This is a genomic window from Mediterraneibacter sp., from assembly GCF_030825015.1.
Taxonomy (GTDB): domain Bacteria; phylum Bacillota; class Clostridia; order Lachnospirales; family Lachnospiraceae; genus Mediterraneibacter.
In genome coordinates this window covers 41,402-54,840 of record NZ_JAPJQP010000010.1, presented here as the reverse complement: position 1 = coordinate 54,840, position 13,439 = coordinate 41,402, and the positions used below count along the sequence as shown (strand labels likewise).

7 protein-coding genes and 1 other annotated feature are annotated in these 13,439 nt (G+C 44.1%); of the genes, 1 reads left to right on the top strand and 6 read right to left on the bottom strand.

The genetic code is table 11. The features are described from left to right. Positions 1-249: 249 nt before the first annotated feature. The 3 genes from proS to RCH61_RS06350 all read right to left on the bottom strand — a co-directional run bounded on the left by proS (position 250) and on the right by RCH61_RS06350 (position 4,692). A complete protein-coding gene (gene proS / locus RCH61_RS06360) occupies positions 250-1,692 on the bottom strand; it encodes a proline--tRNA ligase (RefSeq protein WP_178006496.1) in 1,443 nt (480 codons plus the stop codon). Between the two features lie 89 nt (positions 1,693-1,781). After that, positions 1,782-1,993: a binding site (T-box leader), on the bottom strand. Between the two features lie 57 nt (positions 1,994-2,050). Continuing rightward, entirely contained in the window at positions 2,051-3,193 is a 1,143-nt protein-coding gene (locus tag RCH61_RS06355; RefSeq protein ID WP_178006495.1) for a toxic anion resistance protein, read from the bottom strand. A 185-nt stretch (positions 3,194-3,378) separates the two neighbouring features. Next, positions 3,379-4,692, bottom strand: coding sequence for a 5-bromo-4-chloroindolyl phosphate hydrolysis family protein (locus RCH61_RS06350; protein ID WP_306480187.1), 1,314 nt, complete (start codon positions 4,690-4,692; stop codon positions 3,379-3,381). A gap of 105 nt (positions 4,693-4,797) precedes the next feature. On the opposite strand from RCH61_RS06350, the gene RCH61_RS06345 reads away from it, so the two are divergent. Next, positions 4,798-5,493: an RluA family pseudouridine synthase gene (locus tag RCH61_RS06345; protein WP_306480186.1), complete on the top strand. Its 696-nt coding sequence runs from the start codon at positions 4,798-4,800 to the stop codon at positions 5,491-5,493. Between the two features lie 85 nt (positions 5,494-5,578). On the opposite strand, the gene RCH61_RS06340 is transcribed toward RCH61_RS06345, so the two are convergent. From RCH61_RS06340 to RCH61_RS06330, 3 genes are all read right to left on the bottom strand, one after another. Next, on the bottom strand, positions 5,579-12,298 hold the full coding sequence (locus RCH61_RS06340) for a discoidin domain-containing protein (protein WP_306480185.1): 6,720 nt from the start codon (positions 12,296-12,298) through the stop codon (positions 5,579-5,581). Between the two features lie 61 nt (positions 12,299-12,359). Next, positions 12,360-12,500, bottom strand: coding sequence for a hypothetical protein (locus RCH61_RS06335; protein WP_306480184.1), 141 nt, complete (start codon positions 12,498-12,500; stop codon positions 12,360-12,362). Positions 12,501-12,744: 244 nt separating this feature from the next. Then, entirely contained in the window at positions 12,745-13,407 is a 663-nt protein-coding gene (locus tag RCH61_RS06330; protein WP_178007856.1) for a V-type ATP synthase subunit D, read from the bottom strand. Positions 13,408-13,439: the final 32 nt, after the last annotated feature.

The window sequence follows — 13,439 nt, the reverse complement described above, 5'->3', positions numbered from 1 at the left end:
ATTTTCGTCGTTTTCACAATAAATATTTTTCAAAAAAAGCCATAACCGCTTATTTATGAAACGATTATGGCTTTCTCATATAACAATTTTCTTCTGTTTCTTATTCTATAGGCAAATTATCCACAAAAAGAGGTGTTTTCCTTTCTGAAAAAATGCACAAAACATTCTGTTTCTATCTGTTTTTTCAAATCACAAACTGATTTTCTATCCTGTTTTTTGCATTGCCCTTCTAATCCCAAATGTATTTTCTTAATACGCTCTTCCCCAGTAAACCATATGTTTCGCAGGTTTTCCGCAGCAGATACATACATCTGAAAGATGTTCTTCTTCCATAGGGATACATCTTGATGTCACGCCGCCTGTCTGTGCTTTGATCTCATCTTCACAAGCTTCGTCTCCGCACCACATTGCTTTTACGAAACCTTTCTTTTCAGAAACGGCATCTTTCATCTCATCCATCGTCACCGCCGAGCTGATATGATCGTCAAGGAATGCTTTTGCTTTTGCATAAAGATCTTTCTGGATCGTCTCAAGAATCTCACTGAGTTTCGTTGTGATCTCATCGATTGCCACAACGATCTTCTCTCTTGTATCACGGCGCACAACTACAACCTGTCCGTTTTCAATATCTTTCGGTCCGATCTCAATACGGGTCGGAATTCCAAGCATCTCCTGCTCGCTGAACTTCCATCCCGGACTCTTTTCAGAATCATCGATCTTCGCACGATATCCCGCTTTATTAAGAGCATCAAGAAGTTCATTTGCCTTATCAAGAACGCCTTCTTTATGCTGTGCGATCGGAATAACTCTTGTCTGTACCGGAGCAATTCTCGGCGGAAGCACAAGGCCGCTGTCATCACCGTGAACCATGATGATCGCACCAATAATTCTCGTAGACAGACCCCATGACGTCTCATACACACTGTGAAGTTCATTATTCTTATCTGCATATTTAATGTCAAATGCATCCGGGAATGAATTTCCGAAGAAATGACTTGTAGCTGACTGCAGCGCCTGTCCATCATGCATCAGAGCCTCGATCGTATAAGTATCCTGTGCTCCCGCAAACTTCTCACTCTCTGTTTTTCTTCCCGCTACAACCGGAATTGCAAGGTCTTCTTCTACAAAATCTTTATATACTTTCCACATTAATTTTGTACGTTCTTCTGCCTCTTCATATGTTGCATGGATCGTATGTCCTTCCTGCCAGAGAAATTCTCTTGAGCGAAGGAACGGTCTTGTCGTTTTCTCCCAACGGAGAACCGAACACCACTGATTCCATACTTTCGGAAGATCTCTGTAAGACTGAACCGTCTTGCTCCACACATCACAAAACAGAGTTTCGGATGTCGGACGAATACAGAATCTTTCCTGAAGCGGTTCTGTTCCGCCGTGTGTCACCCATGCAACTTCCGGTGCAAATCCTTCAATGTGATCTTTTTCTTTCTGTAAAAGACTCTCCGGGATCAAAACCGGAAGATAAACATTTTCCACACCCGTGTCTTTAAAACGTTTATCAAGATCAGACTGAATATTTTCCCAAATCGCATATCCGTTCGGAAGATAATTCAAACATCCTTTTACCCCTGAATAATCACACAATTTTGCTTCCCGCACAACATCTGTATACCACTGTGCGAAATCTTCGTCTCTCGATGTGATCGACTGTACAAGTTTCTTTTCTTTTGCCATCTTCTTACCTCATTTCCTAAATCATTTTTACTTTCTGGTTTTTTAATTTCCTTCAAAGCCATGCAAAAACGCCGAGACGCTCTTCCCCCGCAAGGGACCGAGCATCTCGGCGGTACCACCCTTATTAACACTACAGACAACTTGTCTGTGACTGTTCTCTCTTTTCTCTTTAACGCAGAGATACGCTGTATTTTCATACAGAGCTCCGGAGCCGGTTCTATGTGTTCCTGCAAAGGCTCTCACCAGCCGCCTTCTCTCTGCCGCATTCCTCACATATACTATTCTCTTTCATCGCCTGTTTGCAACTGTGATTTTACCCAAAAATCATCCGAATGTCAACCGAAACATGATCCAGACTTTATCCGTGAAGCTGAAGAAGTTTCCCTTTCAGTTCCTGTTCCATATTGCGAAGCTCCGCCTCAGCCGCCTGACGTTTCTCCCGACCTTCACGCTGGATCGCCATCACTTCGTCTAATGTAGCGATCAACGATTCGTTTGTCGCCTTAAGCGTCTCGATGTCCACAATACCCCGCTCGGACTGACGAGCCGTTTCCGTCGTTGCCATCTTTAATTTCTCTGCATTCCTCTTCAAAAGCTCGTTCGTCACATCCGTGACACGACGCTGTGCTTCTGCCGCCTGAGTCGAATGCTCCACTCCAAGTGCAAGAACCATCTGACTCTTCCAAAGAGGGATCGTATTCACAATCGTAGACTGAATCTTTTCAACCATCATTGTATCATTATTCTGAACAAGACGGATCTGCGGCGCCGTCTGAATCGAAATCATTCTTGTCAGTTCAAGATCATGGATCTTCTTCTCAAACCGAATGCACATCTCGTCCAAATCTTTCGCCGCCTGCGCATCCTCCGGCAGTCCTGATGCCTGTGCCTTGCTCATCAGATCCGCAAGCTGTGTCCGCTTCACTTCCGCAAGCTTCTTCTTTCCGGCAAGAATATACATAGATAATTCTTTAAAATATGTCAGATTCAATTCATACATTTTATCAAGAAGCGCCGTATCTTTCATAAGCTGTACCTGATGCTTCTCCAAGGCTTTCACAATCTCATTGACGTTCGTCTCGGCTTTTGCATATTTCGCTTTCATCGAATCAATTTTGTTCGATGCTTTCTTGAATATACCTAAAAATCCTTTTTCTTCTTCCTCCTCGTCAAAGCTTTTCAGCTGCGTCACAACTCCGGTAAGAAGATCCCCCACCTCTCCGAGATCCTGCGCCTTCACATTATCCAAAGCCGATTCGGAAAAATCTGCCATCTTCTTCTGTGTTCCTGCTCCGTACTGAAGGATCAGCGAAGAATTCGTCAGATCGATCTGCTTTGCAAACGCCTCCACTGTCTGACGTTCTTCCTCTGTCAAAATGCTGTCGTCCAACTCAGCTTCTTCTGCCTGCTGCACGACCGGAGGTTCTTTCTTATCCGCCGTCTGAAACGGATCTAACGTCAATGTCGGAGTGGTATCTAAATCTTTAAACTCTGTTCCCATATCTTTCTCTCCTTTTCCACTTCTTTATTCAGCCTTAGCTTATTTATCTCCGCTTGTCATTTCCCGAACTTCTTTTTCGCTTTATTCTGTGCGCATCTTCTTTCTGTCTTACCCTATTGTGCACACATCTCTTCCCATCTTATTTTCTTCTGTGTGCATCTTGTCTTATCTTGCTCTGCGCGCTTTTACTTCCTGATCTCGTCCTCCGTAAGACCTTCCTGCGCCAACATCGTATTCAGCACAGAAATATCTGACGATACGTCCCACGCCGTATCCTGAAAAAGATCGTCCAACAGTTTTTCAAAAGCTACGTTAAGGGTATCGATCGTCTTTTCAATCTCCTCCTTCGAAGAAATGATATTTTCTCCCTGCACCGGCTGTGCATCCAGATCTTCATACGCCTGCAGCAGTTTCATTGTCATCGGAAGGTAATAATCCATCAATTTTCGAATATCACTGACCGTGTCAGGTTTCTGCTCTACCCTGTCAAAGATTCTGTCTACAAGCATTTCCATACGGGCAATCTTCTCCGAAATCTCTTCTCCGGGTATTGCGTCATTCGCCGCTCTGATCGCATGCACATACGCATCGCCTGCTTCGATGATCTTCTGCACTTCCGGAGAAAGTTTGGAAAATTCTGCCTTTTCTTTTGCCGCTCTTTCTTCTTTTTCTTTCTTCTCCTGACGCGTTCTCTCCATAAGCGCCGTATATTGACGATACGCTTCATTGCTCGTCATAAGGCAGGTTTCCTGCTCATCAAGATGCCCTTGTCTGAACCAGCCTTTTTTAATCATTTTTTTCAGATCTTTCACAACTGCTTTCCCCGAACGTCCGCTGCGCTGTGCAAGCTCTTTCACATCACAATACTCTCTGACATCAAGCATTTTCACATATTTCCCAAAACGGCTTACCGCGCATGCATTTACCGTCCCGGCAATTCCCATCCCGGCAAATGCAACGGCAAAACCGCCCATCACCGCCGCCATAACATTTATCTCTGTTTGCCATCCGGTAACAGAACTGCCAAGCAGAAGCATCAGACCGATGATCAAAGTAACAATCATCCCAAGATATCCTGTAATCGCGAGGAAGATGCCGCCGACCTTTATCGCCGTTCCTTTCAGATAAAGAATCTTTTCTCTCTGTACAGCATTCGGATTTTGTGCAAAGCTGCCTGCCGAACCCATTCCCTGATTCTGCGCGAAACCGCCTGCCTCGCCTTGATTTCTAAACGGCGGGGTATTTCCCGCCTGTCTCTGACGCCGGGCAAAGCCGCCTGTCGTTTGATTTTGTCTTCTCGCGAAATTATCTGCCGCAGCGTTCATCGCGTCATTGCCATATCGGATCCCATTTTTTAATCCTCTGGAAATTTCTCCCATAGCGCGACCGATTGTATCTGTCACATTTTGATTTAACCGCCCGTAATTTTGATGATCGATCGCATCTTGAATTGTTCGATTCAATTCATCCAACGATCTTTCCCACTCATTATTTATCATGAATTTCCTCCTTAAAGGGTTGACCTGAAAATTCTTTTATATGATAATCAGTTTAGCCGTAACACATTGAAAAGTCAATAATACGAAGGAGCGAAAATAAGACAAATGATAAAAAATACAGCCCCGATCATTTTATATGAAGACGAGCAGATCATCGTCTGCCATAAACCCGCCGGCACGCCCACCCAAAGCGCTCGTATCGGAACTGCCGACATGGAAAGTCTACTCAAAAATCACCTTTTTACTTCACAGAAATTTCACCGTACAAAATCAGGCGAACCATATCTTGCAGTCATTCACCGACTCGACCAGCCAGTAGAAGGGATTCTCGTCTTTGCGAAAACCCCGGCTGCAGCAAAAGAATTAAACCGGCAGCTCTCCTCCGACGGATTCGGGAAATATTATCTTGCCGCAGTGACAGGCATCCCCAAACCGCCGGAAGGAACTCTTGAAGATTATCTTATCAAAAACGCCCGCACAAACAGTTCCTCTGTCTGTGCAAATACAACTTCCGGAGCGAAACTTGCCAGACTGCACTACCGCACCGTTGAAGTGTATGACGCTTCCTCCCTTGTCGAAATTCACCTTGACACAGGCAGACATCATCAGATTCGCGTACAAATGGCACATTTTGGACACCCCCTCATAGGCGATCGCAAATACGGCAGAGAGATCGATCATCCGATCATCGCCTCTCAGACTTCGGTGAAACGTTTTCAAGCCGGACAGCTTCATCTCTGTGCTTACAAATTAATATTCCGCCACCCAAAAACAGGCAAGGTGATGGAATTTCAAATCTGAACCTCCAATAAACAAAAGGGGCGATGCACTTACGCGCATCGCCTCTTTTATTTCATATCCTCTTCATCTTACGAATCGGATCTTTTTATTTCACTCTTTTTCTTCTAAAGAATGTTACTGCTGCAATTCCGCCTGCTGCCAGAAGCATCATCAAATATCCTGCGATATTTGCGCTGTCTCCTGTAACAACTGCTGTGTTGCTGCCATTTCCACTGTTACCAGCGTTTCCACTGTTGCCGCCGTTTCCGCCCGGTGTCGGATTCGGGTTCGGCTGCGGTTCAGGTTCAGGAGTTGTGTCTTTTGCAAGACCTTCATACGCTGCCTGCAATGCTGCTTTCGCTGCATCTATCTCAGCCTGTGTTGCTTTTTCATTTGTAAGAACCTTTTCTGCCTCTGTACGAGCTTTATCAAATGCAGTCCAGCTGTCTTTCGTATAACCGTCGGCTTTGATATCTTTATACTGATTGTAAAGATTCTGCAGTCCGCTCTTATCAGGTTTACCCGGTGTCGGTTCTTCTTTCTCAAGTGATTTATATGCCATCTCAAGCTCTGCCACTGCCGCCTGCACATCTCCTACTGTTGCTTTTTCATCTTTCAGAACTTTCTCTGCCTTATCAAGTGCGGCAGCAAAGTCCAGCCAACTGCTTTCCGTATAACCATCCGGTTTCGTATCTTTATACTGATTGTAAAGATTCTGCAGTCCGCTCTTATCTACATCGCCCGGTTCCGGATCATTCTTAACAAGCGCTTCGATTGCTACCTGCAGATCTGTCACAGCCTGATTTACGACATCCTGTGTTACAGTCTCATCTCCAAGCACACTCTTCGCTTCTCTAAGAGCGAGAAGGAATTCTGCCCAACTGTCTGCTGTATAATCGTCTGATTTCAATGCATCTGCCTGATCGCAAAGTGCTTTCAACGCTGTCTTATCCGCCTCACCCGGTGTCGGAGTTTCATCTTTCGCAAGTGCGTCATGTGCTGTCTGCAATGCTGTCAAAGCTTCGCCTGCTGCTGCGTTTGTTGTATCTTTTGCTTCGATGAGAGCTTTCGCTTCATCCATCTTCGCTTCGTATACTGCCCATGAGTCTGCTGTGTAGTCTGCTTTATTCAAGTTTTCTGCCACATAGCTGTCATAGAGAGCTTTCAGAGCTGCTGTCGTTTTCTCTCCGTAGAAACGGATCTCTGCCATACTTGCGAATTTATCCTGTGCTCCTGCTTCAAGAACTTTGAACTCTACATATCTTACATCTTTCGCATCAAAAGCGATCTGCTGATACTGATCTCTGTTTACAAGAACATTTCCATTCTCATCGAACTCATATGTTCCGACAGATTTCATATCGTCTTTGGCGCTTCCTACAAAGATCTGCGCTTTCAGAATATCACCGTTCGTTGCTCCCTGACGGGCAAGGAATGTAATATCTGTCAAGTTGTAAAGTCCGCCGAGATCAAAATTGAGGCTCTGCGGCAATACATCTTTGTTGTACTCTGTATGCCAGTAATTATCCTCTTTTCCGTCAAGTACGTTTGTTGCAAGTCCATCCTCAAGTTTATCAGGATCACATTCACTTGTTGCCGTTACTGTAAACCCTTCTGCTTTTGCATCAAGCAGTTTTGTCTCATCAAGCGGACGGAATACAAGTCCGTCGATTGCATCGTAAATTGCCATCTGTGCTTCAAGTACCTGATTCTTAGTATATTCGCCCTTAAGCAATTCTGTAGCTGCATTTACTGCCGCCGTAAGCTGTCCATAACTTTCTTCTGTGTAAGCAGATGACTGATGATTACGAGCTTTTGCAAGCGCCTCATTCAGTCCTGAAATATCAACACCTGCTTTTACTGTAATTTCGTAAGTTGCTTTTACATCTTTGTTTCCTGCCGCTGCCAGTGTGATCGTGCTCTTTCCTTCTTTCATCGCTCTCGCTTTGTAAACCGGATAGCCGTTTTCATCTGCCAGTGTAAGGATCTTCACAACATCTTCATTTGAGCTTTCTGCTGTAAAGAATTTGTTTGTTGCATTGTCCGGCTGAACTGTTGCATTGATGTCTGCCAGTGTTCCGACATACATCTCTTTTACATTGTTCGGATCTGCCGTAATTCCTGTAACCGGTGTGTTAGAGAGATTTGACAGTTCAAGTTCTGCAAGTGTGAGCATGTTCTTCACATCACTTGTTGATTTTGCATCTAAGAATGTAATCTGAACTTCTTTTACCGCCTTGTCTCCACTAAATTCAAATGTGTATTTTTCCTGCTCTGCCTCAAACTTGATCTCGTCTGATGCTGTATCGTCTGTATAGATCAGTTTTGCAGATACGCTTGTCAAGTAACCGTTTCCTTTGTTTGCATTCGATACAGCTACTTTGTTCAATGCTTCCGGATTCTTTAATGCAAGATGCATTGTTGTCGGAAGGATGATGTAGTCCGGAAGTTTTCCGTCTACCTGGTTAGCCGGGATATCCCACTTAAACTCAAAATCACGCCCGAATGTTCCATCAAACAGTCCGTTGTAATTATTCTGCTGGATCAGTTTATTTACGTTCGGATCATCTGCGCTATCTTCTGTGAGTTTCTCATTTGTCATTGTAATGTTGAAATCATTCTGAGCGAATTTCTTCTCTGTTGCCGGAACGTCCGGAATCTCAACATCTGTGTTAACCTCTGACTCGATCGTGCTGTAATTCGGTCCGATGAGTGTTACTTTAGAAAGGTCGATCACGTTCTTGTTTTCCGTTGAAATATCGTCTTTCGCCTTCATTGTAATTGTAGCAAGCACATCACTTCCGGCATAAAGGTTCTTATCTCCGCGGTTTGCATATGCAAGGTTCACATATGCTCCATCATCATATACTTTATTCACTGTCAGATTTTCCATCTGTGCAAGAAGCGGTGAACCTTCACAGGAAACGAATTCTACCTTCTTCGGATCATAATTGATCACCTGTCCGAATGCGTTAAGTCCTGCTACATTCTGTGCGTAAACATCGATTGTAAACGTCTCGCCCTTCTTCACGTCTGCACTGCTTGCAAGAAGCATAGCTTCTCCTGAAACGCTGTCTGTCTTCTTCGTTCCTCCGTCTAACTGGAACATTGTGAAAGCATAATCATATACATCATAGATATTATTCATATTGATGTCGCCGTAACGGCTCTTGATCTGATCTACAAACAGACTATCTTTTTCACATGTGCCAAGATAGTTTTTCATGTTCGTATAATCGCCGTCACTAACTGTATCTGCTTTATTTGTACTTCCGACAGCAAACGCTCCCGTATTTTCTTTCTTATACACTTTAATCTCGCTTGCTGCAAAGAAATTTCCAACTGATTCAAGCGGTGTAAAGCGGATATAACGGGCTCCGCAGTTCAGATCACCCATCACTTTCGTCTCGGCATTTATTTCCCATGTGTATTCTTTTGCTTCCGTCCAGTGCACACCGTCAAGACTTGTCTCAAGCTTCATCTTCTTAACAGTTCCGTTAGACGCATCTGTACGCGGATAATACTCGATCTTATCAATCTCATACGCTTTTCCGTAATCTACAGTAAGCGTCTGCCCGATCGAGTTTCCATTTGAGTGGAAACCGCTGTCTCCCTGCTGGAATACCTTGTCGAATGCAAGATCTGCTTTATGATTTCCGTAAATCTCTCCGCTCCATGTGATTGTCTGCGGCGTCGGCGTATCTTTCCACGGATCTTCTGCTGACTGGAATGTCTGTTTCTCACTCCACTTGGAATATCCGTCAGCGTTTCTTGAGCGAACCTGATATGTATGCTCTGAATGGTAAGTAAGATCTACATGCGTATATGCATTAGCATCACCAACTGCAAATACAACATCGTCGATCATCAGCTCGTAAGATGTAGCAGTATCTACTTTATTCCATCCAAGCGTGATACTAGTCGGTGTCTTCGCGTCAACATTCTCTGTTAATGTCGGAACTGCAAGGTTCTCATTCAACTGATCTTTCGGAAGTTTTCCGTCGTTTGCGAATCCTTCGATTACTAATGTCTGATCAACTGCTTTCGCGTCAGCCTGTGCAAACTTCACATACAGCTTCGGTGTTCTCTTCACATCTTTTACAAGTTCTGCAACAGCTGTCTCTTTCTCGGATGCATATGTCTCGATTACCGGAGACTCATCGTAGAAGTAAACTGCTTTGCCAGCTTCAACTTTCTTTGTATCGAAATCAGCTTTATTCTGTACTTCTTCAACTTCCAGTGTGTTGCTGCCGTTTTTCGCTGTAACTTTTGTAGGTTTCTTAGATACGTTTACAACAAATGTTGTGTTTTTATCTTTCTTGTATCCTGTGTAGTCTCCTGTTGATTTCTCAGCAGTAAGTGTTGCTGTTCCATCTTTTACTTCAGACGTAAACTTCGTAGATACATGATTGCCGTAAGAAACATCTGTGATCTGTCCGTATTCTTTATCTTCTGTCAAATTGTTTTCAACGAATTTACCATCATCTTCAAACATCGTGTAAGAATTTTTTCCACTTGGCCAGAACTCTACGATACGGTTTGCTTTGTCGATCTCTTCCGGAGAGTTGTTTTCTTCCCACATCGGAATGATCGCGCCATTCTTCACGAATAACGGAAGTTTCCAAAGCGGAGCGTCGAAGTTGTTAAGAACCTGTCCGCCCTGATACTGCTCGCCTGTAAAGTAGTCAATCCAAACGTCTTCTTCTCCCGGAAGATAGATGTTATTTCTAATATCGTTACCGGTATTTTCTGTATCCGCCGTGTTCTGATAGATTGGAGCTACGAGAAGGTCAGATCCGAACATATACTGATACTGCACCGCCTTGCTGTTCGCATAACTGTCATTCGGATACTCAAGGAACATTGCTCTCACAAGCGGAATGCCTGTATCTCCGTTTCCTGTATCAATGTTCGATCCCGAAGCAGCTCCTGTATAAATGTACGGAAGCATCTGTGCTTTTATCTTCATGTACATACGGTTAAGTCCTGTGTACGGATCACCGAATACATACGGCATCTTCGCATATGTTCCCCATCCATCCATGTTAAGCATAAGCGGTGAAAATGATTTCCACTGATAATCTCTTGTAGCGATGATCGGAGATCCGCCGAAGATACCGTCCATATCACTACCTAAGTTCGGAATACCGCTAAGAGCCATTCCGAGATATGTCGGAATGTGGAAGCGAATGTATTCCCACTCGCCGCCGTACTGGTCGCCTGTCCAGATACCGCAGTATCGCTGCGATCCTGCCCATCCGTCAAGAGAGATGATGTTCGGACGAATCTTGCCTTTAGTTGTTGCAATATCATAAGCACTCTTCACGCCGTCAAGCTGCATAGAGTATCCCTGACTAACCCACGCAACGTCTGTCTTCAGTGTGGAAATACCACCGACTTTAACTTCGTTTTCAAAATCACGAAGACGATGCCACAATGTTCCTGAATTTGAATCCGGCACAAGATAGCTCTGTGTCCAAAGTCCTGTCTGTATACCTTTTCCCTGTGCATATTCTGTAAACTCAGCAAGGTTCTGTATGTTCGCCGCAACTGCATCAAGACGTTCCTTTGAACTTGTTCCATCCGAATTTACTCCGCCTGTCATATGATGACCGTTCTGTCCGTATCCTGATCCATATCCGTCGTTTGGAAGGAAATATCCGAGAGGCATATCGTACTCAACATAATCATCAAGTACCGCACGTGCTGAAAATTCTTCCGGTGTCGTTACATTAGGATATTTTTCAGTAGCCACCGTCGGCGCCTTACCGTTGAGCGACTCAAGCTGCTGACCGTCTACCGGAACAAAATCAGCGCTTCTTCCGATTTCGTATGTTGTCTTTCCTTCACTGTCAGACGAATCATTTCCTTTGATCGTCCATGCCTTCGCGCCATTCGTCGGCGTGTTCGACCACGCGTCACGGTTGTATGCGTTCAGATGGCCCTCATAGAAAGCATATTCAGGAAGCAGCGTCGGATTACCTGACACGTGATAATACTCTCTTAAAAGTTCCTGTGTTTTCTCAGTAACATTTTTCCCGTCAGATACGAAGTAATAAGCGTCAAGTTCGCCTTCATTATGCGTTGCCGTAACAGCATCTGCCGTTGTCTTACCAAAGTCGTATTTACCATCGGCAAATGTGTTTCTCAACACTCCGTATCCCTCTGTCGTAATATAAAACGGGTTCGGAGATGATACACCGCCATTTGTCCAGTTACTTTCATTTGCGATATTGATTGACTCTCCCGTATGAACGAATCTGCCATTCTGGCAGCCACCGCCGTAGAAGTTCTCTCCGTCGTTTTTCTTAAGAGTCTGTACTGTTGCAGATTTTGAAATAGACAGCGCTTCTGTTTCTTCCATCACAACCTTATCGTTGCTTAAGATTTTCATCTTAGCCGTCTCTTTATCGAACTCAACAGAAACAGTTCCGCTTGTGATCATAAACTTCCCATCAGCGTCTTTAATCTTCGCTTCCGGTTTTGAATACTCACTGGAGCTGTCAGGATACTGCTGAATACGTCCCTTGTGGAAACTCTGTCTCGGCTTTGCATACTCCGAGAACTCGCCGCTCGGATCTACGTTATATCTGAAGATCCCATCTTCAAGAAACGTAAGCTTCGCCTCTACACCGCCGTTGAAAGTCACAATAACGATGTTATCTGCATTGCCTTTTTTCACTGACTCGACGCTTGTCAGCTTACCTGCAAACTCTCCCGCGGCTTTCGCCGGTATCGGCGGAAATGCTGTAAGCACCATGCCAAGCGCCGTTACAGTTACTGCTGCTCTCTTGCCTGCTCCTTTCATTTTCTTGGTCCATTTCATCTTTTTCTTTTTCCTCCTTTTCCCCAGGCAAATTGTGAAAAATCATCAATTTCGCCTTTAATCAATTCATTATATAATCATTTTCAACAAATGTATTTATACAAATCATTCCTGATTTGTATTTTTTTACATTTCTTCCCATCTTACAATCACTCTTTTCAGGAATTTTCAACAGATCCAAAGCTTCTGTCGATTTTTTCATTCGCAAAAAATCCTTTTTCCATGTATTCCCGGACCACCTTTTTATAAGATTCTCAAACAGGGGAGATCTGATAATTCTGTACCATTTCCATAAACTCCGAAGAGGCATGTTTTCATTGATCGCAGACTGATGCTCGCTCTGTGAGCAGAGCTGCTATAACATACATATCATCCAAAAACAATGACATATTTTACAAAATAAAGAGAAACCGGATTCGCTTCAGCGTCTCCGATTTCTCTTCATCTCATTGTGATTTTTCACTGTAATGATGAGTCTCTTCCAACATCATATCCTTCACTTTCATCAAACGGATCTGTGTACTTCTTTCGTTCTCATCCAGTTTCATCGTAATATATTTTATACTTTGTTCCGTCTCCGGAATGATCACATGCTCAAGGGCATTGACGCGACGTCTCGTCTTCTCGATCTCTGCCGCCATAAGCTGGCAGGCTTTCTCACATTCAGCAAGACGGATCATATCCGGAAGTACATCTGCAAGTGATTTTACCGCCCCGTCCAAATCTCCTGACGTAAAGGCAAAGCCATAAGAATAAATATCATTTTCATCCGCAGTTCTCGTTTTATACTGAAATGTCGGAATATCTACACTCATAACATTTTTCTCTCCGGCTTCCAAATTCACTTCCTGCTTCGGCGCCATCAGCGCAGTATTAAGCGCCGCTTCTGACATTCCCGCTTTCGCGATCACGAAGTTTTTATTTGCAGAACGGATACCCGCTTCCACTTTTTTACGCACTTCCATGTTTTCCCGCACAAGATCAAGGTACTGACGCATCAGTTCATCACGCTTATCTTTCAGAAGCTTGTGACCGCGAATTGCCGTAATCCGCTTCTTCTTAAGCCGCGTCAACTCCATTCTGGTCGGATTCACCTGTTTTGCCGCCAAAATTCTACCTCCTTTTCCCAGCTACACAGCAC